This is a genomic window from Nocardia niigatensis NBRC 100131, from assembly GCF_000308655.1.
GTDB lineage: Bacteria > Actinomycetota > Actinomycetes > Mycobacteriales > Mycobacteriaceae > Nocardia > Nocardia niigatensis.
In genome coordinates, this window is sequence record NZ_BAGC01000040.1 from 40,271 (window position 1) to 64,786 (window position 24,516).

The window sequence follows — 24,516 nt, forward strand, 5'->3', positions numbered from 1 at the left end:
ACTCGGAAGCCGCCGGGTGGATATCGGAATCTCGCACATCTAGCGCGCGCCGAGTTCGGCGGCGATCGCGCCGGTGAGCAGGGTGCGGGCGCGGTCGAGGGTGAGCGAGCCGCTGTGCCAGCGTTCGCTCAGACCCTCGACGAGGGCGGTGAGGCGTTCCGCGACGGCGGGGGCGTCGAGATCCAGTGGGATGGAGCCGGTTTCCTGTCCGTGCAGGATCAGGGTCTCGACATCCGAGTTCCAGGACTCGGTGCTGGCCCGGAGTGGTTCGCGCAGTGCGGGATCGAAGACCGCGCTGGCGCGCAGTTCGCCCCAGGCGACGCTGTTCTCGCGGACCTCGCCGGTGTCCTGGAGTTCCAGCAGCAGCATGCGCTCGACCTGGGAGCGCGGTTCCTCGAGATCGGCGAAGGCCTGGTTGGTGTAGGACTCGGCCCGGTGATTGATGTGTTCGAGGGCCGCGCGCAGGATGCCGGCGCGATCCTTGAAGTGGTAGTAGATCAGCGCGGTGGACACCCCCGCGGCGGCGGCCAGCTTCTCGACCCGCAGTCCGCGGACTCCGTCCTGCGCGATGACATGAACAGCGGCTTCCAGGATCTGGGTCTGACGGTCCGACACGATTCCTCACTGTAGGGGTGTCCCGCGCACGGGTCAGTCGACGGGTTCCTGCTGGGTGGTGCAGTGGATGCCGCCGCCGCCCGCGGCGATGGCGTCGATATTGATCTGCACCACATGACGATCCGGGAAGAGGCGCTGCAGCGTGGACTGCGCCGCGGCGTCGGTCTCGGGGTCACCGAACTCGGGGCGATCACACCACCGTTGCAGACGTAGAAGTTGATGTACCCGGCTGCGAAGTCGTCTCCCGCACCCCGGTAGCGCAATTCCGAAGGCGCTTCGAGGGTTTCGATCTCGAGCGGTCGGCCCTGCGCGTCGGTCGCATTGTGCAGGATGTCGAGGTGACGGCGGGTCACGTCGTAGTCGAAGGACTTTTCGTTGTTGTCGAGGCCCGCGACCACGACGCCCGGGTGGGCGAAGCGGGCATAGAAATCGGTGTGCCCGTCGGTGATGTCGTGACCGGCGATGCCCGGCAGCCAGATCACCTTCTTGATGCCCAGCAGATGCTCGAGCTCGGCCTCCACGTCCGGCTTCTTCCAGCCGGGATTCCGATTGTTGTTCAGCACACAGGATTCGGTGATGAGCGCGGTGCCCTCGCCGTCGACCTCGAGGCCGCCGCCCTCGAGCACCAGGTCGGTGTGCACGGTCTCGACCCCGGCGCGGCCGTCCACGCAGGTGGCGATCTTGCCGTCGCGGCGGTGCTGCTGCTTGCCACCCCAGCCGTTGAAGTTGAAATCGACCCCGGCCTTGGCGCCGAGGCCGTGCACGAACACCGGGCCGGTGTCACGCATCCAGAGGTCGTCGAGATTGTGAGGGAACGGCGCGGCGTTTCCCTCTCCGGCGCGCTGAATCCGATAAACCGGCCGGTAGAACGGCCGTCCGCACACGACGACCCCGAGCCGGGCATAAACTGACTGAATTTTCAGTCAAAGAACGCGACGCAGGTCACCTGGCAGGTCCGGGAGGGACCGGATCACCCGGATTCGGTCATCCCTCCCCTACCCGGCCCAGCGGCGCGTCAGACTCGAAAGCTATGACCACCGTTCGCATTACCGCCGCCGTGGCCGCGGTTCTCGTGATCGCCGCCGCCGGGGCTGTCGCGACAGGTCCGGCCGTGGCGCCCGCCCGGGCATACGGACCGGTGTCGTGCGTTCCGGGGAACCCCACCCAGCCCACCTCCGAGCTGTTCGCCACCACCGAGACCGCCACCATTACCGACCCGTCCGATCCCCGCCTCGCCGACCGGCTCTCCCAGTTCGAGCTGGAGGTGGACGCGACCGCGCTCACCGAACTCGCGCTGCCTGTCGGCTCGCAACTGCTCGACGGCGTGTTCTGGTCCGCCGGCACCGGGACGGCCACCTATGAGCGGTCCCGCCGATTCCAGCTGGCCTGTACCGATTTCAAGAATCTGTGCTGGGTCGCCGACGACCTGCGGGTGCGCTACAACCAGGAATCGGTGCTGACCTTCGAATACCTGCCCGGCGACGACACCCGCGCCAATGGCTTCACCGTCACCGTCCCCGGCATCGACCGCACCCGTTTCCGCGACGCCCTGGTCGCCGATCCCCAGGTGCGTGACCGGCTCGGCGGCGGATCGGTCACCGAATCCGGCGATCTCGTGCTCGTGGCCGACCGCGCCGATCAGGATCTGGTACGGGACTTCGTGACCGAACTGGGCGGCGAATGGAACGACGGCCAACTGCGTTACGGCGATCGCGAATTCGTGCACGGCACAGGCACGGCCACGCTGGCGTGCCAGCTCTGACCTCCGGTTCCGACGGCATCGGGCGGCTGGAATCCAATGATGACGACCAATAACACGGTTGTCGGAATACGCGATCAGCTCGTGACAGCCGCCTATGAGCTCTACACCCGCATCGGAGTGCGCGCGATGACGGCCGACATGATCGCCGATCGGGCCGGAGTCTCGAAATCCACTCTGTACAAGTATTTCCGACACTGGACGAGCTGGTGACGGTCGTCCTCGACCGCCGCGAACGACTGTGGACCTTCGGATTGATCGAGGAACAGTCAGGCCTGCGCGGCAGTACTCCCGAGGAACAGCCGTGGCCTCTTCGACGTTGATCCTCGCCACCACGTTGATCGGCACTCCTGCCACCGTGCGCCGACGCCTCCAGGTCTGGAACGACGTCGGTGTCGACACGGTCCGCCTCTACCCCGCCGGCGACACCCTCGACACCGAACTGACCAACCTCGCCCGAGCCCTCGACCGCATCACCGACCTCGAACGCAGCCCGATCCACTCGCCGTCGGCCACCGACTGATCCGCCCGTCCTGGCTTCGGCCGGGGCGCAGCCCATTCCGTGCTCGCTACAGCGAGCGGGCGAGCGGGCTGCCGCGGGCCCGACAGCATAATCTCGAATCATGGTGTCGGGGACGAATGGGGCGGGATTGCCGCCGAGCTTGGTGGAGGTGGCGACGCGGCAGGTGCGGGCCGAGGTGCTGAGCGGGGTGTTCGAACCCGGGGAGCGCATCGGCGAGGAGGCGTTGTGCGCGCGACTGGGGACCAGTCGCGCGCCGGTGCGGGAGGCATTGCGGCTGCTGGCACAGGAGGGGCTGATCGAGCATGTCCCGCGCAGGGGGTTCCGGGTGGCGGTCTGGTCGAGGACCGACATCCTGCAGTTGTTCGAGTTGCGGCGGGTGCTGGAGCGGTATGCCGTCGAGAGCGCGTTTCCGCTTCCGGCGGACGGTGATCCGCTAGGGGAGGTGCGGGCGGCACTGGATCGGATGCGGGCCGCCGATGCCGCCGAGGACCCGCTCGAACGCGACAATGCCCATCGCCGGTTCCACGCCGCCATCGTCGCGCTGGCGGGCAACCGGCAGCTGAATCTGGCCTATGAGCCGATCCTGCTGAAACTGCAGCTGCCGATGGCCCGCAACCTGCGCACCGAGGCGCGGATCATGCAGCGCCGCCAGGGTATTCGCCGCCACGCCGAGCTGCTGGAGGCCCTCGAATCCGGCGATGCCGCCATCGCGAGCGACGCGCTGCTGCGGCACGGCGAGCTGGCCTACCTGGATCTCGATATCCGCTAACACAGCGGATACATTGCGAGACCGCCGATTTCACACATTCTGTCGACAATCGACAAATGCTGAATCTCGGTCCGACGGTCACGGAGATACTGGCTTCCCACGAAAGCGGCAGCGGCTCACCGACACACACCGCCACTCGGGTCGCCGACGCCATCGCCGCGCGGGGCGCGGACGGCACCTGGATCACCCCGGTCCCGCGCGAGCAGCTGCTGGCCGACGCGGCCCGCATCGAGCGTCTCCCCGGGGCCCGCACGCTGCCGCTGTACGGGGTGCCGTTCGGCGTGAAGGACAGCATCGATGTGGCGGGATGGCCCACCACCCTCGCCTGTCCCGACTTCGCCTACACCGCCGCCGAAACCGCGCCCGCGGTCCAGCGCCTGCTCGACGCCGGCGCCCTGTTCGCCGGCAAGACCAACCTGGACCAGTTCGCCACCGGTCTCAACGGTACGCGCACGCCCTACCCGATTCCGCGCAGCGTGTACGGCGGCGAATTGATCTGCGGCGGTTCCAGTTCCGGTTCGGCGCGCGCGGTGGCGCTCGGTGAGGTGCCGTTCTGCGTGGCCACCGACACGGCCGGATCCGGGCGGGTGCCCGCCGCGCTCAACGGGATTCTCGGCTGGAAGCCGTCGCGCGGCCTGATCAGCACCGTGGGTCTGGTGCCCGCGTGCCGATCCCTGGACTGCCTGTCGCTGATGGCGACCACGGTCGAGGATCTGGACCGGGTCTTCGAGGTGATCGCGGGACCGGATCCGGACGATCCGTGGAGCCGGGCGCGGGGACCACGTCACGACGGGGACCGGCTGCGGGTCGGCCTGCCCGACACGGCGGAGCTGGAGTTCTTCGGCGACGAGATGTTCGAGTCCGCGCACCTGCGGGTGCGGGACCGGCTGGGCCGGCTCGGATTCGACTGCGTGCCCGTCACTCTCGCCCCCTTCCTCGACGCGGGCGAGCTGCTGTACCAGGGCCCCTGGGTGGCGGAACGGCTGGTGGAGTTCGAGACGTTCCTGACCGCGCAGCCCGCCTCGATCCTTCCGGTGATCCGCGAGATTCTCACCGGCGGACTCCGATTCACCGCGGTCGACGTGTTCCGGGCGCAGCAGCGATTGCAGGAGTTGCGGGCCACCGTGGCGCGGTTGTGGGCCGAGATCGACGTGATGGTGGTGCCCACGATCGGCACCACCTTCACCGTCGCCCAGGTACAGGCCGATCCGATCGCCACCAATACCGTGCTGGGCCATTACACCCATTTCGGGAATCTGCTGGACCTCACCGCGGTCTCCGTACCGGTGGGCGCTACGGCCGACGGCCGCCCACTGGCGGTCATGGTGTTCGGGCCCGCCCTCGCGGACGACACCGTGCTCGCTGCCGCCGCCCGCATCCTCGACGAGCCACGTCCGCGGGCGGCGCAGTCCGATCTCCGGCTCGCACAGAAGGAACGACAATGACGGCAGCCCACCACATTCCGGCACAGCCCGAGGCCTTCCCCTTCGACCCGGGCGCTCTGGCGCTGCTCGTCATCGACATGCAGCGCGACTTCCTGCTCGCCGGCGGCTTCGGCGCGAGTCTCGGCAACGACGTGACGCTGCTCCGGCCCGTCATCGAGCCGCTCGCGGCATTGCTGGGGACCGCCCGCGCCGCCGGACTCCCGGTCATCCACACCCGCGAGGGCCATCTGCCCGATCTGTCGGACTGCCCACCGGCGAAACTGGCGCGGGGCAACCCGTCCCAGCGGATCGGGGATCCCGGCCGGTTCGGGCGCATCCTGATCCGCGGCGAGTACGGCCACGACATCATCGACGAACTCGCCCCGCTCCCGGGCGAAGTGGTGATCGACAAGCCCGGCAAGGGCGCGTTCCATGCCACCGACCTGTCGGACGTGCTGGTCCGCAATGGAATTCGCGCGCTGCTGGTCACCGGGGTCACCACCGAGGTCTGTGTGCACACCACGGTGCGCGAGGCCAATGACCGCGGCTACGACTGCGTGGTCGTCTCCGACTGCGTCGGTTCGTATTTCCCGGAGTTCCAGCGCGCCGGGCTGGCGATGATCACCGCGCAGGGCGGGATCTTCGGCTGGGTCGCCGATTCCGCGGCGGTCCGCGGCGCGCTCGAATCCACCGTCTTCCCCACCCCGGCTCAGTGAACAGGAACTCCGATGTCCGTCGACACCAAAGTGCCCGGTGAAACCGGCGCCACCGCACCGTTGTCGCTGCCGTGGTGGACCCGCGGCGACACCAATGCCTTCTTCGGCCTGTCGTTCAACATTCTCGTCAACGTCCTGACCCTCACCACCCTGTCCATCGCGGTGGTGAAGATCCCCAGCGGCGACGTGCTGGGCACGGTGCTGCCCGCGCTCGGCGTCGCGCTGGTGCTGGGCAACCTCTACTACATGATGCTGGCGCGGCGACTGGCCCGGCGGGAGGGCCGCGCGACGGTCACGGCGCTGCCGTACGGACCGAGCGTGCCACACATGTTCATCGTGGTGTTCGTGGTCATGCTGCCGATCTATCTGAGGACCGGCGACCCGATGAAGGCGTGGGCGGCGGGCCTGGCCTGGGCGTTCATGATCGGTGTGATCGTCATGATCGGCGCGTTCGTGGGTCCCTTCATCCGGCGCGTCACGCCGCGCGCGGCCATGCTGGGCACCCTCGCGGGCATCTCGATCACCTTCATCGCCATGCGGCCCGCCGCGCAGATGTGGGAGGCCGCCTGGATCGGATTGCCGGTGCTGGCCATCATTCTCATCGGCTTCTTCACCGATGTGCGCCTGCCGGGCAATGTGCCGATCGGGCTGGTGGCGCTGCTCACCGGCACCGCGATCGGCTGGATCGGCGGCTATATGTCGGTGCCGGATGTCTCGCAGGCCGCGCACGACATCGCCCTCGGCCTGCCGGATCTCCGCCTGCATCTGCTCTTCGATGGGCTGTCGCATCTGGGCCCGCTGCTGGCCACCGCGATTCCCCTGGGCGTGTACAACTTCACCGAGGCACTGAGCAATGTGGAGAGCGCCGCCGCCGCGGGCGACAACTACAACCTGCGCAGCGTCCTGCTCGCCGACGGGCTCGGTGCGATCGTCGGATCCGGTTTCGGCTCACCGTTCCCGCCGGCCGTGTACATCGGCCATCCCGGATGGAAGGACGCGGGCGGGCGCACCGGCTACTCGCTGGCCGGCGGGGCGCTCATCGGATTGATGTGCCTGCTCGGCCTTTTCGGGGTGCTGGCGACCCTGCTGCCCATTCCGGCGATCGTGCCGATCCTGCTGTACATCGGCCTGCTGATCGGAGCGCAGGCCTTCCAGGCGGTGCCGCGCCCGCACGCGGTGGCGGTGGTGGCCGCGCTGCTGCCGAACCTGGCGGAGTGGGGCGTCGGGCAGATCGACAACGCGCTCTCCGCGGCGGGCACCACCGCCGACAAGATCGGCATGGGCGCGCTCGGGCAGGCCGGGGTGGTGTACGACGGGCTGAAGACCCTCGGCGAGGGTGCGGTGCTGGCCGGGCTGGTGTTGGGCGCCATGGTGACCTTCGTGGTCGACAAGCGTTTCCGGGCAGCGGCTCTCGCGTCCGCGGCGGGCGCGGTGCTCAGTTTCGTCGGGCTCATCCACGCGCCCGAGGTGGGCTGGGCCGCCGCTCCGAAGGTCGCCCTCGGCTATCTGTTCTTCGGCCTGGTGTGCCTGGCCTGCTCGTGGCTGCGCACCACCCGCTCGGACCCCGATCCCGCACCGGCCGAGGCGGTCCCGGACCAGCTCCCGCGCGGCGACAACAGGCCTGGTCCGGCGTTCCCGGGCTAGGTCTGACTGACGGGGGCGTAGGCCCAGGCGTCGAGGGTGAAGGTCCAGGCGACGCCTTCCTTGGCGGTGCGGGTGGTGGGTGGGACGCGGAGCCAGTAGGTGCGGTGGGTACCGTCGGGTTCGGGGGTGGAGTTGACGACCTCGACCATGACGACATCCTCGTCGTCGGGGAGCTGGATGCGCCAGAGGATGCCGGTTTCGTCGCGGTGGACCGGCTCGGCGCCGGATTCCGCGAGATAGCGGTCGTAGCCGAAGAATTCGAGCATGACGCGGCGGAGTTCGGCGTTCTCCTCGGTGCGGATGCGGGCGGCGGTGAGGGTGGTCAGGTCGTCGAAAAGACCGGCGGGGACCGGCATTCCGCGCCACGCGTGCAGGGCGAAGCCGTCCGGATAGACCAGCGCGGGGCCGTCCTGGGAGTGCAGGCGGCCCGCCTCGTCGCGTTCCAGACGATCGGGACGCTCGCAGAAGACGATGACGTTCTCGAAAGGCCACCACCAGCCCGCGTTACGGGCGACACCGGCCAGACCGGCAAGGCGTTCGCTCCCGGGGAAGGCCGCCAGCCACGCGGCATCGTGCTGGCCCAGCACGGCATCGAGGAAGATGGCCTGGATTTCGCGTTCGGCCTGCGCGCGGGCGTTCCGGTCGGCGGGATCGACCGCGACGGCGGCCTCCACAACGCCCAGGCGAATGCGGTCGGCGAGCGTGCGGGTCGCATCCCACAGCCGAGCGCCGGTCGCGTTCCACCGTTCCGACCACCCGGCGGCGCCGAGTTCATCGTGCACACGCCCGCGTTCGGCGGCCCAGGGCTGCGTGCGCACCTCGTCGCGGACGCTCCGACCCGGATCGGACAGTCCGCGAATGGCGGCCACCGCCGCGAGAGGCGACTCCACCCAGACATGGTGGGCGGGGGCGGCCAGACCAGCGCTGACGTAGGCACGACGCGCGGCTTCCTCGGCGGCGGCCCGGTCGGCGGGCCCGGTGGCGGCCGCGACCGCGCGCCAGTCTTCCAGCAGGTGCATATGAAATCCCTTGGGTATCAAATAGTTCGGCTCGACGGCCAGGGCCGAGTTGGATCCGCCCGGCGGCGGCCCGGACTCAGTCGGCGACGATGCGTACCGCGCCGGGGAAGTATTCGCGCTGGCGGATGACGCGGAACCAGCCCTTGGGCAGCGGGATTGCCGCGTGCTCCTCGTGCACGATGCGACCGCCCTCGGGTAGGTGCATGAGCATGTCGGCGCCGGCGCGGACCAGGCGGCCGGGAGCGGCGATCGCGTGCGCGTGGCCGGTGACCTCGCCGAGTGCGAGCACCATGCGTCCTCGGGTGTCGCGCGGTTCGGCCGGCGCGTCGACCGCGTGGGCCGGTACCTCGGCCTCGGCGATCGGCATGATCAGCACATCTCCCTGACGGAACATGAGGTCCTCCCCGTGAGCGCCGGCGCCCCGTGCGTCCGGCTCGTTCTCGAAACTAGCGGTGGGGTACGACAATTCGCGGCGGCGAAGAATGCGTGATCCGGTGGTGCCGCGGTCGCGCCGGATCTTCGCGACCCGGCGGGCACCGGATGATCGTGGCGCCGAGGGCACTCGGGCGCGCCCCGCGGCCGGGACCTGTCGGGCGGCCTTGGTAGAACTGGCGGGCACGGACAGATCACCGACCCGGCGTACGGAGCCCGTCATATGACCATTTCCACCCATCTGCAGGAATTCCACGGCCTTCCCATCGTCGAGTTCGACGGCGACGCGGCCGGCGGCGCGTTGCCGGCGGCGGACGCTGCGGCGTGGCGGATCGCCGTCGATCCGTACGGCGACAACCCGGACGTGTCGTGGACCGAGGAGTTCGGGCGGTTCCTCGCCGCCGTGGATTCGACGCGGGTACGGGCGCTGGTGGTCGGGTTGTGGGGCGAGGTCTACGACCACCATTCCGATCTGGTGATCGACGAGCTCATCCGGGTGCGGGAGCGGTTCCCGGCGCTGCGTGCGATCTTCCTCGGGGAGATCACCTACGAGGAGGCGGAAATCTCCTGGATCCAGCAGTCGGATGTCACGCGGCTCCTGGCGAATTTCCCCGCGCTGGAGGAACTTCGGGTCCGCGGCGGCGAGCACCTCGCGTTCCCGCCGACCACGCATGACGCCCTGCGGACGCTTGTGGTGGAGACCGGCGGCCTGGGCGGGGACGTGGTGCGCGGGATCGGCGCGAGTTCACTGCCCGCGCTGGAGCATCTCGAATTGTGGCTGGGCGTCTCCAATTACGGCGGCGACGCCACCGTCGCGGATCTGGCCGCGCTGCTGTCCGGGGAGCGATTGCCGAAGCTGACCTGGCTGGGCCTGCGCAACAGCGAGATTCAGGACGAGGTCGCCGCCGCGGTGGCGAGCGCCCCGGTGGTGGCGCGCCTGTCGACGCTGGATCTGTCGCTGGGCACGCTCGGAGACGAGGGCGCGACGGCGCTGCTGCACGGGCAGCCGCTCACCCATCTGCGCATCCTCGATCTGCACCACCACTTCATCAGCGCGTCCCTGCAGAAGCGGGTGATCGCGGCGCTGCCCGGTGTCACGGTGGATCTCTCGGACGCCGAAGTCGAGAACGACGAGGAGAATCCGGCCGATCGTCGCTACACGGCCGTATCGGAATGACCGGTACGGGGGCGGTGCGCCTGGCGGTGGTGGGCAATCCGGCCAACCGGCGCGTGACCATGTTCCAGGACGCGGCTCGGCAGGCCGGGATCGGCGCGCTGCGGGTGGTGTCGTGGCTGGAGGTGCTGGGCGGGCGGGCGGAATTCGGTGCGGGCGAACTGGTCCGGCTGGACTCGCCGGGTGAGGATCCCGAGGTGGAACGGCTGCTGCGCGAGGTCGAGGATTCGACGCGGGTCGAGGGGACGGCCGTGTGGTACGAGCGGTTCGTCGCGGCCGCGCGGGCTGTCGGTGCGCGGGCGCACGCCTGCGGCGCACGGCTGCTCGACGATCCGGACGAGCTCGCGGTGCTGTTCGACAAGCGCCGCTGCCATGCCGTGCTGAGGGAAGCCGTTGTGCCCGTGCCGTTCTCACCGACCTCGGGGACCGGGCCGGCGGTTCGCGGCTGGGACGATGTCCGCGGACTGATGACCGAGCACCGGCTGCCGCGAGTCTTCGTCAAACTCGCGCACGGATCGTCGGCCTCGGGTGTGCTGGCCATCGAGACCGCCGGTCGCGGGCGGGTCCAGGCGACCACCTCGGTGCAGCGCGCCCTGGACGGGCGCCTGTTCAATTCCCTGCGGGTACACCGGTACACCACCGAAGCCGAGGTCGCGGCCATCGTCGACGCCCTGGCTCCGGACAGGCTGCACATCGAACGCTGGCTGCCCAAGGCATCCCAGTACGGCCGCAGCGCCGACCTGCGCGTGGTGGTCGTGGACGGGCGGGCCACGCACGCGGTGGTGCGCACCAGCCGCTCCCCCATGACCAATCTCCATTTGGGTGGCGCGCGAGGCGATCTGGCCGAGGCCCGCGCCGCGATCACCGCCGCGGGCGGCAGCTGGGACGACGCGCTCGCGATCTGCGAGCGCGCGGCCGCCTGTTTTCCCGGCTTCTCCCGAGTGGGCGTGGACCTGCTGCCCGCCACCGGCTGGCGACGTTTCGCGGTCGGCGAGGTCAATGCCTTCGGCGACCTGTTACCGCGACTCCGCGGTCTCGACGGGAGCGGGGCGGAGCGGGGAGACACCTACGACGCGCAGGTGGCCGCGATTCTGCGCCGGATCGGAAGCGAGCAGCATGTCGGCGCCTGACCGTCGGGACGCGGAAACCCCCGCGCCCGAACCGGATATGAACGAGGTGATCGGCCGCGACGACCTGCTGCTGGTCACCCTCGACACGCTGCGGTTCGATGTGGCGGCCGAGCTGGCCGCCGCCGGACGGCTGCCGAATCTGGCCCGCCATCTGCCGGGCGGCCGGTGGGAGAAGCGGCACGCGCCGGGCAGTTTCACCTACGCCTCGCATCAGGCCATCTTCGCCGGGTTCCTGCCGACGCCCGCGACGCCGGGCCCGCATCCGCGGTTGTTCGCCGCGCGGTTCGAGGGCAGTGAGACCACGGCCGGGCGCACTTTCGTCTATGACACACCGGACTTCGTGTCGGCGCTGGCCGGGCGCGGGTATCACACGGTGTGCATCGGCGGTGTCGGGTTCTTCAACAAGCGCGGGCCGATGGGTTCGGTGCTGCCCGGCCTGTTCGCGGAGAGTCATTGGGACAGCGACTTCTCGGTGGCCTCCCCGACCTCCTTCGAAGCGCAGGTCGCCCGCGCCGAGGAGGTGGTCGCGGCATTGCCCGCCGAGCGACGGCTGTTCCTGTTCGTGAATGTATCGGCACTCCACCAGCCCAACTGGTTCCATCTGCCGGGCGCGACCAAGGACGCGGGTGATTCCCGCGAGACCCACGCCGCCGCACTCGAATACGTCGACCGGCACATCGGCCGCCTGTTCACCGCGGCCGCCGGCCGGCGCCGCTGCTTCGCCATCGTGTGCTCCGATCACGGAACCGCCTACGGGGACGGCGGTTTCACCGGGCATCGGCTCGGCCACGAGGCGGTGTGGACGGTGCCCTACGCTCAGTTCTTCCTGGAGAGATCCGCATGACCACGATCGCCACCCGGCCGCGGCCGTACGAGAGCTACGTCTACGGCTACCCGCACAAGACCGCGTACCGGCCGCTGGGTGCGGATCGGCCGCGGCTGAGCGAGCTGTGGGCGGCGGAACCGAAGGACGCGCTGTCGGTGTACGCGCACATTCCGTTCTGTGAATACCGCTGCGGCTTCTGCAATCTGTTCACGCGGGTGGGTGCTCCGGAGGAGCTGACCACTCGGTATCTGGACGCACTGGAACGACAGGCCGGGGCGGTGCGGGCGGCATTGGGCGACGGGCCGGTGCGGTTTGCGGCGGCGGCGTTCGGGGGCGGGACGCCGACCTTTCTGACCGCCGGTGAGCTGGAACGACTATGCGACATCATGGAATCGGGGATGGACGCGGACCTGCGGGCGATCCCGCTGTCGGTGGAGACCTCACCCGGAACCGCGACCCCCGACCGGCTGGCAGTGCTGACCCAGCGTGGGGCCACCCGGGTGAGCATCGGCGTGCAGAGTTTCGTCGACGCGGAAGCGCGGGCCGCGGTGCGGCCGCAGCGACGCGGCGAGGTCGAGGCGGCCCTCGAGGCGATTCGGGCGGCACGGATTCCGGTGCTGAACATCGATCTGATCTACGGCATCGACGGGCAGACCGAGGCGACCTGGCGGGCCTCCCTGGACGCGGCGCTGGCCTGGCGGCCGGAGGAGCTGTACCTGTACCCGCTGTACGTCCGGCCCCTGACCGGGCTCGGGCGACTGGGCGCGGACGCCGACGCGGACTGGGACGAGCAGCGACTGCGGCTCTACGCGGCGGGTCGCGACCACCTGCTGGCCCACGGCTACGAGCAGCGGTCGATGCGCATGTTCCGGCGAATCGACGCACCGGAGGCCGGACCCGACGATTACGCCTGCCAGACCGACGGGATGGTCGGGCTCGGCTGCGGTGCCCGGTCCTACACCTCGGGACTGCACTATTCGTTCGACTACGCGGTGGAGACCCGTGAGGTCCGCGGCATCATCGACACCTATACGCGGACAACCGATTTCACGCGCGCCGAGGTCGGCCGCCGGATCGACGCCGACGAGGCTCGCCGCCGTCACCTGCTGCAATCACTGTTGCAGGCCGAGGGAATGCGGGTTTCCGACTACCGGGACCGGTTCGGCAGCGCGCCCGCCGACCACTACCCGGCCGAGCTCGCCGAGTTCGCCGAATCGGGCTGGCTGGACCCCGATTCCGGCCCGGACCTGCTGCGCCTGACACCCACGGGCCTGGCCTATTCCGATGCCCTGGGCCCGCGCCTGTTCTCGCCCGCGGTGCGCGCCGCCATGGCCGCCTACGAACCCCGCTGAGCCACCATGGATCTGACGATTCTCTACCGAGGCCCGCTGTCGTCCTGCGATTACGACTGCCCCTATTGCCCGTTCGCCAAGCGCCGCGACAGCCGCGACCAGCTGCGCGCCGACCGCGCCGCGCTCGAACGCTTCACCACGTGGGCCGCGGACCAGCACGACGACCGCCTGTCGATCCTGTTCACGCCCTGGGGTGAGGGCCTGGTCCGCTCCTGGTACCGCCGCGCCCTCGTCGAACTGTCCCGGCTCCCGAATGTCGCGCGAGTCGCGATCCAGACCAACCTCAGCTGCCGGACCGACTGGCTCGCCGACGCCGATCCCGACACCCTCGCCCTGTGGTGCACCTACCATCCCGGCCAGACCCCCTACGACCGTTTCGCCGCCAAATGCGCCGACCTGGACCGCCGCGGCATCCGCTTCAGCGTCGGCATCGTCGGCTTCCCCGAGCATCTCCCCGAGGCCAGGCGTCTGCGCGCCGACCTGCCCGAGCACATCTATCTGTGGGTCAATGCCCCCGAGGGCCACGAACTCTCCGACGCCGACGCGGACGCCTGGACGGCCCTGGACCCCCTGTTCCCCTACAGCCGCCACCCCCACCCGTCCGCCGGACTCCCCTGCCGCACCGGCGAATCCGTCATCTCGGTAGACGGCGACGGCACAGTCCGCCGCTGCCATTTCGTCCGCACCGAACTCGGCAACCTCTACGACGGCACCTACCGCCCCGCCCTCCGCCCCCGCCCCTGCCCCCGCACGTCCTGTGACTGCCACATCGGCTACGTCCACCTCGAAACCCTCCCCCTCTACGACGTCTTCGCCGGCGGCGTCCTCGAGCGTATCCCCGCTACCTGGGCCGATCCATCTCCTCCAGGAAGATCCGCAACCCCTCCCCGATCTTCCCCGCGGCGTTCTCCAACTGCTCCGGCGACATCACCTTCCCGAACGACGCCGCCTTCAGCAGCTGCCGCTGCACCTCTTTGAGGTTCATCGTCGCCCAGTCGCGTCGTGAGAGTTCCGGCATGGCCTGGAACGATACCTCGAGTAGAACGTTTGTTCGAGTGACGTTCCGGTATTCGGGCGAATGTCTAGAGACGGACAGGTCTGCCGGGGTCGGCGAGGCGGCGGGTGAAGGTGCCGTGGAATACCCCAGGGGATGTGGTGGTTGAGCCAGGCGGTGGCGAGGGGGCCTTTGCCGCGGTCGCGGGCGTCGAGGACGAGGAGCTGGGAGCGGTTTTCGGTGAGGTCGTGGTTGAGGGCGAGGAGCCAGCCCTCATCTTCGGCGGCGTCGGGCGCGCGGGGGGACGAACAGCGGTTCACCGACGGAGCTGGCGCCGAGGTCGCAGCTGGTGGCGTCGCCGGTGCGGTGGTCGATCTTGACGAGGGCGTTGAACAGCCCGGCGGGTCCGCCCGCTCCGGCGAGATAGCTGTAGCGGTGCTCGAGAGTGGAGCGGCGCCAGTCGTACTGAGGGAATTCTCCTGAACGGTGGGAGAGTTCGCGTTCGACGACGGCGCCGGCCTTGGTGATCCGGTATTGCATGAGCCGGGATTGCGGGAATTGCGGGGCGTCGGGGGTGGCGAGGTTGACCATGCCGGTCATGGCGCGGACGTTCTCCCATGCGGTGTCCAGACGCACCAGTTCGATGACCACGTCGTCGCCGTCGTCGTAGGCGTTGGTGAGGTGCATGTGCAGCAGCGCGTCGTGTTCGACGATGCGGGCCCGTCCTCCGCGTTTGGGGACGAGCAGGAACCGGGTCGCCTTGGCGGACTTGAATTCCAGGGCATCGATGAACGAGTCGGCGGCCAGCGCGATCTTGGGAATGTTCGGGAGGATGGGGTCGAGCACGAACACCATGTAGGTCGCGGTGAGGGCGAAGTCGTGGTTCCAGGGCAGGTCCCACATCGGCACGGTCGCCAGCCGGTGGGCTCGTCCGGCGCGGTCGACGCGGTAGGTGCGGATGCGGGGCGTGGGTAGCAGGTCGAGGCCGAAGTTGTACATGTCGCCGGTGACCGGATCCCATTTCGGGTGCGCGGAGAACGCGCCCCGGACTACGGCGGCGTCAGTGCCGAGGACCGCCGCGCCGAACGCCGGACCCGGCTGCTCGCGGCGGCCCGCGAGCTCTGGGGCGAGGCGGGACTGTCCGCGGTGACCGTCCGCGGGGTCTGCAAGCAGGCCGGATTGATCGACCGCTACTTCTACGAACATTTCCCGGGCCGCGACGAGCTGCTCGCCGCGATCGCCGATCAGTTGCGTGAGGAACTGCTGACCGTCCTGGTGCAGTCCGGCCTCACCGCCGAAGGCAGCGCCGAGGACAAGCTGCGTGCGGCGTTGCGCGCCTTCCTCGAAGCCGTCGCCCAGGACCGGCACATCCATCGCATCATGACCAGCGATTTCAGTGCCGTACCGGTTCTTGCCCAACGCCGCCGCGACATCCTCGGCACCATCGCCGATCTCGTGGTCCACAACGTTCCCGCCGCACTACCCGGCGATTACGACCCCGACGCGCTGCGACGTGCGGCACTGTTCATCACCGGCGGCGTCAACCAGCTCATCGAAGACTGGCTCGACCACAGCATCGACCTGACCGCCGACCAGCTCGCCGCTCACTGCGCCCACATGTGCATCAGCGTCATCGAACGAACACCGCACTGAGATCTCCGGCAGCCCGCAAAACAGTGTCGCTCAAAGGCGATCGAGAGTCGCGGCCAATTTGGGGAGAAGGTTGCGCCAGCCCCGCTCGACGTTGTTCCGCTGCATACGCTGCCGTTTGTCGGTGATGTCGAAACCGGTGGTGGTGACCGTCAGCCGAGTGCCGCGCCCCTGGGCATGCAGGCCCCAGATCACCGTCCAACGCACGGGATCGGGCCCGCGCATATCCATCCAGCTCCAGGTGAGCGCCTCTGGAGGCGTCGCGGCAAGGACCTCGCAGGCGATCTCGGCCGGCGGCCTGGACGCCACCGTGAACAGGAAATGTGTTCCCACCACCGCACCTTCGTAGCCGATGGACGGCAGCAACCACTGCTCCATGAGCGTCGGGTCGGTGATCCCACACCAGACCAGCTCGGGCGGGTGCGGATAGAACATGCCCAATTCGACTCGTGACGGGTCTAGTTCGAATTCACTGTCCACTGGCCAGTCTCCTCGGTCGGCGCGGTGCGGGATGAATGCCGATGGGCGGCAAAGCAGTCAGGACGCATACGCCTTCTCCTGCCGCCGAACCGATCTCGCATCGCTGCCGAGCGCGTGCGATTCCCTCACAGCGACAACTGTGTCACGCTCCGAAGATGGCCGTGGGATCCCCGGTGTACCAGGTGTTGTCGATGCGCATGCGGCGGATGAGCCAGCGGTCGCCCTCGCGCTGGAGTTCGAGGTCATACGGGTTCCCGAGCAGGGCACGAACATTGGGGTCGGCGACGAGCAGGTGCCGGGCCCGACGCGCCGACGGTGGCGTGGGGGTTGGTTTGGCCCGCGGGCCGCGACACCGCCCGTGTCCGCGCGTTCGCCGCCGCGCCCGGATCCTCCATGCGTAGTCGAAAGGATCCGACCAGACCATGGTCTCCATCCGATTGGCGTCGGGGTGTCACAGATCGGCCGGGCGCGGTGTCTTGTGGGGTGACACAGGTCGAGAGTGAAGGACAGGAGCCACCTATGACCGGGACCACGGCCGCCACCGAGGCGTTCGTCGCGCATCGGAATCTGCTGTTCACCGTTGCCTACGAGATGCTCGGCTCGGCGGCCGACGCCGAGGACGTACTGCAGGAGACCTGGCTGCGCTGGACCGGCGTCGACCTGGACACCGTCCTGGATGAGCGCGCCTACCTGGTGCGGATCACGACGCGGCAGTCGCTGGTGCGGCTGCGCACGCTGGGCCGGCGCAAGGAGTCCTATGTCGGCCAGTGGCTGCCGGAGCCGCTGCTGACCGCGCCCGATGTGGCCGAGGATGTCGAACTGGCCGAGAGCGTTTCGATGGCCATGCTGCTGGTGATGGAGACGCTCACGCCGACCGAGCGGGCGGTGTTCGTGCTGCGCGAGGTGTTCGATCTGCCGTATGACGAGATCGCGGAGGCCGTCGACAAGACCCCGGCCGCGGTCCGCCAGATCGCCCATCGGGCCCGCTCGCACGTGGCGGCGCGGCGCCCGCGCGAGGTGGTGACCGCGGCCGAGACCCGCAGTGTGCTCGAGGCGTTCCAGCGTGCGCTCAATACCGGTGATCTTCAGGGGCTGCTCGACCTGATGGCCCCCGACGTGGTCGCGCTCGGCGACGGCGGTGGCATCAAACAGGCACTACCGCGGCCGATCACGGGTGCGGACCAGGTGGCGCGGCTGTTCACCGCGGGCTGGCGGACCATCGTCGCGGGCATGGACATCGAGCCGGCCATGGTCAACGGCCATCCGGCACTGGTCTTCCTCGCCGACGGCGAGGTGGACGCGGTCATGGCGATCCGCATCGACGACGGTCTCATCACCGGGTTCTACTCGGTGCGCAACCCGGAGAAGCTCTCGCGCATGACGCAGGAGGTCAGCCTCAGCCGGTGAATCCGGTTACGCGGCAGCGCCGTTCAGGTACGCGTCCACGGTGGCGCGGGCCAGTTCGGCCATGCGGGAGCCGTAGGCCCCGTGTCCGTCTCCGACGAAACCGCCGTCCGCGTCGCGCAGGTCGTGCACCGACCGCGCGAAGCGGGCCGGGGTGCCCGCGGGCAAGGGCCGATATGCCGCGAGCGCGTCGGTGTCATAGGCGAAATCCTTGCCCTGCAAGGCGTTTCGCCGGCGTTGCGTCTGCCCGAACCGGTTCAGCGCGCCCAAGCCCTGGTCCAGGTACAGCTGCAGGATCCGGAACTGACTGTCGAGATACTGGTCGCGTGCCGCCGATTCGCTCGGATGCTGCAGCACATAGGCCAGCACCAGCGGGGTATGCCAGGCATACATCGCCGGATCGCCCTGCTCCCGCGCCAGCGCCTCGTACCAGGTGGGTGCGCACGGCGGGGCCGCGCCGCACGAGCAGGTCTCCGAATGCTGTTGCACGCCTTGTGATACCACGAGCCGCTGGCAGTCAGCCGCGCCCGATGTAGGGCATGCCGGTGGCCATGACGGTCAGGAACGGCACGTTCACCTCGAGCGGCAGTTCGACGGTCTGGACCACCAGCCGCGCCACGTGGGTGGCGTCGATCGTCGGTTCGGGCCGGATGCTGCCGTCGGCCTGCAGCGACCCCGCCGCGATCCCGGCGGTGAGTTCGGTTGCGGCATTGCCGATATCGATCTGCCCGGCGGCGATATTGTGCGCGCGCCCCTCCAGCGCCAGCGCCTTGGTGAGCCCGGTGATGCCGTGCTTGCTGGCCGCGTACGCGACGGTGTTCGGCCGCGGCGTGTGCGCGGAGATCGACCCGTTGTTGATGATCCGGCCGCCCTGCGGCGTCTGGGCCCGCATGAGCCGGAAGGCGGCCTGCGCGCACAGGAACGACCCGGTGAGGTTGATGTCGACGACCTGTTTCCAGTCCGCCACGGACACTTCGTCGATCGGCCGGGTGGGCCCGAAGATCCCGGCATTGTTGATCAGCACATCCAGCCGGCCCCACCGCTGCGTGATGTGCGCGAACATCGCGTCCACGGCCGCCGGATCGGTGACATCGGCCGGAATCGCCTCCGCACTTCCCGGCCCGGGCGCCGCGGCGACGACCTCGTCCAGGGTGGCCGACGTGCGCCCGACCGCGACGACCTGATGTCCGGCCGCGGTCAGCGCGTGGGTCATGGTGCGGCCCAGCCCGGTCCCGGCGCCGGTGACAAGAACGATCTTCGATGTGGTCACGGATGCCGAGCGTATTCCACCGGAGCCGGGGCCCGGCGACACCGTCACGTCACGCACTCCGGATATGTTCCGGCGGCAGGCACATTCAACGCCCTGACCGTCGAGCTGATCGAGGTCATTCCGCGGGTTTGTCCGTGGCGAGGACGTTCATCCGCAGATGCCGCACCAGCGCTACGAGTCGTTCGATCGTGGCGTTCTCCGGATCGGCCAGCCGCAGCTGCAGCAACTCACGGCCCGCGGCGTGCAGGATCCGGGCGGAGTATTCCGGATCGGGCAGATCGGGAAAAGCTTCTACCAGTTCGTGTTCCAGGAATCCTCGGACCGCCGCCGCCGAGCGGGCCAGCCGCTGATGCAGTTCCGGTGGCGCTCCCTCGGGCGGGAACAGGAACAGCCGCCAGGTCGAGGGATGGGTGTCGATCGCGCGAACCGCGCCGGAGAACGCGCGCACGAACGGGTCGGTTTCCTCACCGTCGTCGTCGGGTTGAACGAGCTTCTCGATGAACTGGGCGGCCGCACGCCCGGCCTCGCGGTCGATGAGCGCGACGAACAGCCCGGCCAGATCACCGAACTGCTGGTAGAGCACCGGCCGGGTGATCCCGGCGGCCTCGGCGATCCGGTTCGGGGTCGCGGCGTGAAATCCCTCGGCGTCGACGATCGCGTGGGTGATGTCGAGGATCTGCTCGCGGCGGCCTTCCGCGCTCATCCGCCTGCGTGTGCCCGGATCGGTCGTCACCATTGACAGCCTAACTTACAACCTGTCAGCCTTCTAACTAACAGGTTGAAAGTTGAGGTGTTCCATGACGCTCCACTACCCCGAACTCGCCGCGCGGGCACGCACCCAGCGCGAACTCCAGCCCGCCCTCTACGGCACGTTCGACTTCGACGAGATCCCCTACCGATTCACCACCGATCCCAGCGTCAAGTCCTCGCTGCCGGGGTGGGTCGCCGAGCGTGCGCCGCTGCTCGCGGACGAGCGCATCGTCGAATTGATGCGCACGGCAACGATGCTCGGCGACGTGGTCGCCGACCCGTACGCGTCGCTCGCGCCGCGATACGGGGTGCGCGGGCTGATCGGCATGCTGCAGCAGGCCTGCCGCGAGGGCGTGGACGCGGTGCCCGGCGCTCCTGCCGAGCTGCGGGCGTTCATCGAATCGATGGAGTCGACGCCCGGCTGGCTGGATATGCGACTGGTCGAGGAGGGCGCGCTGGCCTCGCGGGTCGGGGCCGCGTTCCTGGCACCGTTCATCACGCGCGGCGCCTTCCTGGCGACCTTCCTCAACACCTATGCCGCCCTGCCCATGACTCTCACCGGGGCTTTGTCGGGCCGGCGCGCCGCGCGACGGGTCAACGAGACGTCGAATTTCTTTGCGGTGACGACACTTCCGGGTGCCCTGGAACGCTTCGGTGAGGGATTCGAGGCCGCGGCCATGGTGCGGTTGATGCACTCGATGGTGCGCTACAACGCTCTCGAACGCACCGAGCAATGGAACGCGGACGTGTACGGCGTCCCGGTGCCGCAGGTCGACCAGATGCCCGCCGGCCTGATCAACATGTACCTGCTCGCCATGATGGCCGTCCGCCGCGGCCGCACCGAATTCAATGCCCGCGAGCGAGCGATCCTGGAGTTCAGCCGCTACCGCTGCTTCCTGCTCGGCCTCCCCGAGGAGTTGCTTCCCACCACCGCCGAGGGCATCATCGAGGTCTTCCACGCCCGCGCCGCCGTCCTGCGCGACGACTTCGACGACGCCACCTGCGGCGAACTCGTCCGCTCCACCATGGCCGCTTACCTGCGCCCCGGTGCCTCCCGCTACGACCGCGTCGCCGACGCCGTCGAAAAGAGCTGGAGCCGAGCCTTCTTCCTCGGTTTCTGCGGCGGCGACCGCAAAGCCGCCGCCGCCATGAGCATCACCCTCACCCCCGCCGACTATGCCCGCATCGCCCTCACCGCCCCCTTCATCACCCTCCGCTTCCTCCTCATGACCATCATCACCGCCCGCCCCACCCTCACCGGTCTCGCCGACCGCTACACCACCCGAACCGTCAAGAAGCGCCTCGCCGCCTACGGCAATGCCGAATACACCACCGAATCCCACACCTACCCCACCCAGCCCAGTACCACCCCCGCCGCCTGAAGGCCGGAGGCTGCGAGATTCGAGTTCAGGCAGCTCTCACAGCCCAAGATGAAGACCGAGAGCTCCTGATCTTGTTGTGCGCGAAGGGTTTCGCCCCGATCAGCCAGTGACAAGGTTGATCAGGGTTGGGGCTGACGATCGTTGTGGTGATTGCGCGGCCGGCCAGAGCGGCCCGGACGGTGGCGGAGGCCGGCGCGCCGGGCCGCGCAGTGTGGGTGTGTCGGCCGTGGTCGAAACCTGTAGGCGCTCGCGGACTCTGCCGTTGATGTGCACGATGCAGGTTCTCGTCCAGGCGGCGTGACTACCGTGCTGCCCCGGCCTCCGAGAGCCTGAGCACGACTCCCCCGATAGGCCCGGGTTACGGCGTGCGGGAGAACCAGCGGCGTAGCCGGCCGCCGGAGGAGGTGCTGCGCTGCTGGGCACGACTCTGTTCGAACCAGGCGGGCAGGGGTTCTCGTGCGGTCAGCCAGGTTCCGGGCAATCCGCCGGGACGATCGCCGGTGTATGCCGCGACGATTCCGCCGACGATGGCGCTCGTGGTGTCGGTGTCGCCGCCGACCGACAGACAGGTGGCGATGGCGGCGCGGTAGTCGTGCAGGAACGTCGCCGCGACCCACAGTGTGAAGGGCACGGTGTCCTGGGCGGTCACGGCGGCGCCGTTGCCGACTTCCGCGGCGACCTGGTCGGCGGGCGCCCCGAGCAGCGCGTACGCCCGGCGGATCAGGCGGGTGGTCTCGCCGTCGTCGAGCCGGTCCAGGACGGCCGCGAGGAATTCCTGTGGGGCGGGCCGGGTTCCGGCGAGCCGCGCCCGGGCAGCCGTCGCCCCCGCCACCGCCACCGCGACGGCGCCGCTGATTCCCTCGCGGTGCGCATGGGTGACCTGCGCCGACCGAACCGCTTCGGCAACAGCCCGATCCGGATCACTCGCGTAGAACGCGCCCAGCGGAGCGACGCGCATGGCCGCACCGTTCCCGCAGGAACCCTGCCCGCCGAACGCCGCCGCCGTCACCTGCCGCCAGGGCACGCCACGCCGGATGCGCCCCAGCGTGTCCACGGTCATGAACCCGTAGTCGCGGCCCTGGTCGATGCGTTCGGCGAAGGCCGCCACCAGCCGATCCTGGTCGACCGCACCATGTTCGAGCAGTTCCCCCGCCACCGTGCAGGCCATCTCGGTGTCATCGGTCCATTCCCAGCGTCCGGCCGGGAGATCACCGGTCCGCAGTTCGTCCAGCGGCCGGCGCAGGACGAGGAACTCGGCGCCGACCGCGTCCCCCACGGACAGTCCGTTCAACGAATCCAGCATCAAGTCGACATGCACCGCGTCGATGCTAGCCATGGTCGGTGATGACGGCATTGTCTGCGCCGACCGCGCAGGGCCGATCGCGCCCACCGCCCAGGGACCGTCTCGACCCGCTCCATCGCACCGTCGGTCCTCGCCACAGGCATCACCTGCATCCGCCGCCAAGGGATCGCCAGTGTTCACTGCGCCAGGATTGTCTGTGCCCACTGCAAGACTCATCGGTATGCGATGGGCGCTGGCGGAGACGAGTGACGGCGGGGTACGGGTATGCCCGCTGGATCCGGCCGGTCGACCCGCGGGCCCGGTGGTGGACGAGGCCTCACCGGCCGAGGCCGTACGCTCGCGTCCCGACGTCGATCGGTGGGTGTGGCGGTCGACCGCGGGGCTCTACCGGCGGCTGCTCGACACAGGTGTGCGGGTGGATCGCTGCTATGACGTGGAGGCGGCGGAGTCACTGTTGATCGGGCATGAGGAGGGCCAGTCCGGGCAGGCCCGCTCGCTGGCGGCGGCCTGGGCGCGCCTGCACCGCCTGCCCGTGCCGGAGGATGCGCCCGCCCGCGCCGCAGACACTCAGCCCACGCTCTTCGAATCCGGGCCGGTGCCACTGCCGTCCGGGACCGACGAGTTCACCGCGCTGCTCGAGGTCTACGCGGGGCAACTCGCCCGCACGGCCGCGGCCGTGGATCCGCATCGCATCCGCATGCTGCTGGCCGCCGAGTCGGCGGGTCTGCTGGTGGCCACGGAGATGTCGCGGGCCGGGATCCCGTGGCGTGCCGACCTGCACCGCGAACTGCTCGATTCCATGCTGGGCGAACGCATTTCGAGCGAATCCGAACCGCGCCGGATGGCTGAGCTGGCCGAGCAGGTGTCGCGCGCGTTCGGCGGCGCGCGGGTCCGCCCGGACCTGCCCCAGGACATCATCCGGGCCTTCGGTCGCGCGGGAATCTCGTTGTCCTCCACCAGGAAATGGGAACTCCAGGAGATCGATCACCCGGCCGTCGCCCCGCTGCTGGCCTACAAGTCCCTGTACCGCCTCTACACCGCGCACGGCTGGTCCTGGATCGACCAGTGGGTGCACGACGGCCGCTTCCGCCCCGAGTACCTGCCGGGCGGCACGGTGACCGGCCGCTGGACCACCAACGGCGGTGGCGCCCTTCAGATTCCGAAGGTGGTGCGCCGGGCGATCCGCGCGGATCCGGGCTGGCGGCTGGTGGTGGCCGACGCCGATCAGATGGAACCGCGCGTGCTCGCCGCCATCTCCCGCGATCCCGGACTGATGGAGGTGGCGGGCCGCGGCGAGGATCTCTACGCCGACCTCGCGGCCCGCGCGTTCGGCGGTGACCGCGCCCAGGCCAAGATCGCGATGCTGGGCGCGATCTACGGCCAGACCTCGGGCGACGCCCTCACCCACATGGCCGAGCTGCGGCGTCGCTATCCGGCCGCGGTCGCCTATGTCGACGATGCGGCCGCCGCCGGTGAGGAGGGCCGCCTGGTGCGCACCTGGTTCGGTCGCACCTGCCCGCCGCCGACTTCCTTCGACCAGGCCGACACCGAGGATGGGCCGGCATACAGCGCCACGCCGAGGGCGCGGGCGCGCGGTCGCTTCACCCGTAACTTCGTCGTACAGGGCAGCGCCGCCGACTGGACGCTCCTGGTCCTGGCGGGGCTCAGGAATGCCATGCACACCGCCGGATTGCGGGCCGAGCTGGTCTTCTTCCAGCACGACGAGGTCATCGTGCACTGCCCCGAGGAGGAAGCGGCCGCGGTCGCCGCGGCGATCACGGCCGCCGCGGACACCGCCGGAGAGCTGGCGTTCGGCCCGACTCCGGTCCGGTTCCCCTTCACGACCGCGATAGTGGAGTGTTATGCGGACGCGAAGTAGGAAATCCGCGGCGGCGCCATG

Annotated in this window: 25 protein-coding genes and 3 pseudogenes; 16 read left to right on the top strand and 12 right to left on the bottom strand. The window is 69.4% G+C overall.

Annotated features, from left to right (window positions below):
• Positions 1-39: 39 nt before the first annotated feature.
• Both ON33_RS12875 and ON33_RS12880 read right to left on the bottom strand, forming a co-directional pair.
• Positions 40-615, bottom strand: a complete 576-nt coding sequence (locus ON33_RS12875) for a TetR/AcrR family transcriptional regulator (RefSeq protein ID WP_040858766.1) — start codon at positions 613-615, stop codon at positions 40-42.
• A gap of 33 nt (positions 616-648) precedes the next feature.
• Positions 649-1,421: pseudogene (locus ON33_RS12880) on the bottom strand (agmatine deiminase family protein); the annotation flags it as partial.
• A gap of 224 nt (positions 1,422-1,645) precedes the next feature.
• Here ON33_RS12880 and ON33_RS12885 point away from each other — a divergent pair.
• From ON33_RS12885 to ON33_RS12915, 7 genes are all read left to right on the top strand, one after another.
• Positions 1,646-2,377 carry a hypothetical protein gene (locus ON33_RS12885; protein ID WP_245550507.1) on the top strand — a complete coding sequence of 244 codons (732 nt, stop codon included), beginning with the start codon at positions 1,646-1,648 and terminating at the stop codon, positions 2,375-2,377.
• A 39-nt stretch (positions 2,378-2,416) separates the two neighbouring features.
• A complete protein-coding gene (locus ON33_RS39565) occupies positions 2,417-2,587 on the top strand; it encodes a TetR/AcrR family transcriptional regulator (RefSeq protein WP_157184505.1) in 171 nt (56 codons plus the stop codon).
• A 91-nt stretch (positions 2,588-2,678) separates the two neighbouring features.
• A complete protein-coding gene (locus ON33_RS12895; RefSeq protein ID WP_157184506.1) occupies positions 2,679-2,897 on the top strand; it encodes a hypothetical protein in 219 nt (72 codons plus the stop codon).
• A 100-nt stretch (positions 2,898-2,997) separates the two neighbouring features.
• Complete coding sequence (locus ON33_RS12900) at positions 2,998-3,666, top strand: GntR family transcriptional regulator (RefSeq protein ID WP_040858768.1); 669 nt, start codon at positions 2,998-3,000, stop codon at positions 3,664-3,666.
• Between the two features lie 56 nt (positions 3,667-3,722).
• On the top strand, positions 3,723-5,111 hold the full coding sequence (locus ON33_RS12905) for an allophanate hydrolase (RefSeq protein WP_040858769.1): 1,389 nt from the start codon (positions 3,723-3,725) through the stop codon (positions 5,109-5,111).
• A complete protein-coding gene (locus ON33_RS12910; RefSeq protein ID WP_040858770.1) occupies positions 5,108-5,806 on the top strand; it encodes a cysteine hydrolase family protein in 699 nt (232 codons plus the stop codon). Before ON33_RS12905 ends, ON33_RS12910 begins: the two co-directional genes overlap by 4 nt.
• 12 nt (positions 5,807-5,818) lie before the next feature.
• Complete coding sequence (locus ON33_RS12915) at positions 5,819-7,450, top strand: SulP family inorganic anion transporter (protein WP_051152013.1); 1,632 nt, start codon at positions 5,819-5,821, stop codon at positions 7,448-7,450.
• Here the strand turns inward: ON33_RS12915 and ON33_RS12920 are convergent.
• Both ON33_RS12920 and ON33_RS12925 read right to left on the bottom strand, forming a co-directional pair.
• On the bottom strand, positions 7,447-8,469 hold the full coding sequence (locus ON33_RS12920) for a DUF6745 domain-containing protein (RefSeq protein WP_040858771.1): 1,023 nt from the start codon (positions 8,467-8,469) through the stop codon (positions 7,447-7,449). The genes ON33_RS12915 and ON33_RS12920 overlap by 4 nt on opposite strands.
• A gap of 76 nt (positions 8,470-8,545) precedes the next feature.
• Positions 8,546-8,863: a DUF8820 family protein gene (locus ON33_RS12925; protein WP_040859148.1), complete on the bottom strand. Its 318-nt coding sequence runs from the start codon at positions 8,861-8,863 to the stop codon at positions 8,546-8,548.
• Between the two features lie 261 nt (positions 8,864-9,124).
• Here ON33_RS12925 and ON33_RS12930 point away from each other — a divergent pair, with 261 nt between their 5' ends.
• The 5 genes and pseudogenes from ON33_RS12930 to ON33_RS12950 form a co-directional block, all read left to right on the top strand.
• A complete protein-coding gene (locus tag ON33_RS12930) occupies positions 9,125-10,078 on the top strand; it encodes an STM4015 family protein (RefSeq protein ID WP_040858772.1) in 954 nt (317 codons plus the stop codon).
• A complete protein-coding gene (locus ON33_RS12935) occupies positions 10,075-11,205 on the top strand; it encodes an STM4014 family protein (protein WP_040858773.1) in 1,131 nt (376 codons plus the stop codon). Before ON33_RS12930 ends, ON33_RS12935 begins: the two co-directional genes overlap by 4 nt.
• Positions 11,192-12,049, top strand: coding sequence for an STM4013/SEN3800 family hydrolase (locus tag ON33_RS12940; protein ID WP_063710988.1), 858 nt, complete (start codon positions 11,192-11,194; stop codon positions 12,047-12,049). The genes ON33_RS12935 and ON33_RS12940 overlap by 14 nt, the downstream gene beginning before the upstream one ends.
• On the top strand, positions 12,046-13,383 hold the full coding sequence (locus ON33_RS12945) for an STM4012 family radical SAM protein (protein WP_040858774.1): 1,338 nt from the start codon (positions 12,046-12,048) through the stop codon (positions 13,381-13,383). Before ON33_RS12940 ends, ON33_RS12945 begins: the two co-directional genes overlap by 4 nt.
• 6 nt (positions 13,384-13,389) lie before the next feature.
• Positions 13,390-14,211, top strand: a pseudogene (locus ON33_RS12950) (STM4011 family radical SAM protein); the annotation flags it as partial.
• Between the two features lie 13 nt (positions 14,212-14,224).
• Here ON33_RS12950 and ON33_RS44395 read toward each other — a convergent pair.
• A complete protein-coding gene (locus ON33_RS44395) occupies positions 14,225-14,401 on the bottom strand; it encodes a DUF6374 family protein (RefSeq protein ID WP_373281025.1) in 177 nt (58 codons plus the stop codon).
• Positions 14,365-15,376: pseudogene (locus ON33_RS39570) on the bottom strand (carotenoid oxygenase family protein). The gene ON33_RS44395 and the pseudogene ON33_RS39570 overlap by 37 nt, the downstream one beginning before the upstream one ends.
• Positions 15,377-15,403: 27 nt before the next feature.
• On the opposite strand from ON33_RS39570, the gene ON33_RS12960 reads away from it, so the two are divergent.
• Positions 15,404-16,030 carry a TetR/AcrR family transcriptional regulator gene (locus ON33_RS12960; RefSeq protein WP_040859152.1) on the top strand — a complete coding sequence of 209 codons (627 nt, stop codon included), beginning with the start codon at positions 15,404-15,406 and terminating at the stop codon, positions 16,028-16,030.
• Positions 16,031-16,060: 30 nt separating this feature from the next.
• Here the strand turns inward: ON33_RS12960 and ON33_RS12965 are convergent, their stop codons facing one another.
• Both ON33_RS12965 and ON33_RS42745 read right to left on the bottom strand, forming a co-directional pair.
• Positions 16,061-16,462 carry an SRPBCC family protein gene (locus ON33_RS12965; protein WP_063710989.1) on the bottom strand — a complete coding sequence of 134 codons (402 nt, stop codon included), beginning with the start codon at positions 16,460-16,462 and terminating at the stop codon, positions 16,061-16,063.
• 187 nt (positions 16,463-16,649) lie between these two features.
• Positions 16,650-16,940: a hypothetical protein gene (locus ON33_RS42745; protein ID WP_040858776.1), complete on the bottom strand. Its 291-nt coding sequence runs from the start codon at positions 16,938-16,940 to the stop codon at positions 16,650-16,652.
• Between the two features lie 86 nt (positions 16,941-17,026).
• Here ON33_RS42745 and ON33_RS12975 point away from each other — a divergent pair, with 86 nt between their 5' ends.
• Complete coding sequence (locus tag ON33_RS12975; protein ID WP_040858777.1) at positions 17,027-17,914, top strand: RNA polymerase sigma-70 factor; 888 nt, start codon at positions 17,027-17,029, stop codon at positions 17,912-17,914.
• A gap of 6 nt (positions 17,915-17,920) precedes the next feature.
• On the opposite strand, the gene ON33_RS12980 is transcribed toward ON33_RS12975, so the two are convergent.
• The 3 genes from ON33_RS12980 to ON33_RS12990 all read right to left on the bottom strand — a co-directional run bounded on the left by ON33_RS12980 (position 17,921) and on the right by ON33_RS12990 (position 19,884).
• Positions 17,921-18,400 (bottom strand): DUF5946 family protein, encoded by a 480-nt coding sequence (locus tag ON33_RS12980; protein ID WP_040858778.1) that lies wholly within the window; start codon positions 18,398-18,400, stop codon positions 17,921-17,923.
• A gap of 28 nt (positions 18,401-18,428) precedes the next feature.
• Positions 18,429-19,181 carry an SDR family oxidoreductase gene (locus ON33_RS12985; protein WP_083868919.1) on the bottom strand — a complete coding sequence of 251 codons (753 nt, stop codon included), beginning with the start codon at positions 19,179-19,181 and terminating at the stop codon, positions 18,429-18,431.
• Positions 19,182-19,296: 115 nt separating this feature from the next.
• Complete coding sequence (locus ON33_RS12990) at positions 19,297-19,884, bottom strand: TetR/AcrR family transcriptional regulator (protein ID WP_051152018.1); 588 nt, start codon at positions 19,882-19,884, stop codon at positions 19,297-19,299.
• A gap of 94 nt (positions 19,885-19,978) precedes the next feature.
• Here ON33_RS12990 and ON33_RS12995 point away from each other — a divergent pair, with 94 nt between their 5' ends.
• The gene (locus ON33_RS12995; RefSeq protein ID WP_040858779.1) at positions 19,979-21,313 is read left to right on the top strand and encodes an oxygenase MpaB family protein; all 1,335 of its coding nucleotides are present in this window, start codon (positions 19,979-19,981) and stop codon (positions 21,311-21,313) included.
• Between the two features lie 358 nt (positions 21,314-21,671).
• Here the strand turns inward: ON33_RS12995 and ON33_RS13000 are convergent, their stop codons facing one another.
• Positions 21,672-22,631, bottom strand: coding sequence for an ADP-ribosylglycohydrolase family protein (locus ON33_RS13000; RefSeq protein ID WP_245550508.1), 960 nt, complete (start codon positions 22,629-22,631; stop codon positions 21,672-21,674).
• 181 nt (positions 22,632-22,812) lie between these two features.
• Between ON33_RS13000 and ON33_RS13005 the strand changes: the two genes are divergently transcribed.
• Complete coding sequence (locus ON33_RS13005; RefSeq protein ID WP_245550509.1) at positions 22,813-24,495, top strand: bifunctional 3'-5' exonuclease/DNA polymerase; 1,683 nt, start codon at positions 22,813-22,815, stop codon at positions 24,493-24,495.
• Positions 24,496-24,516 lie beyond the last annotated feature (21 nt).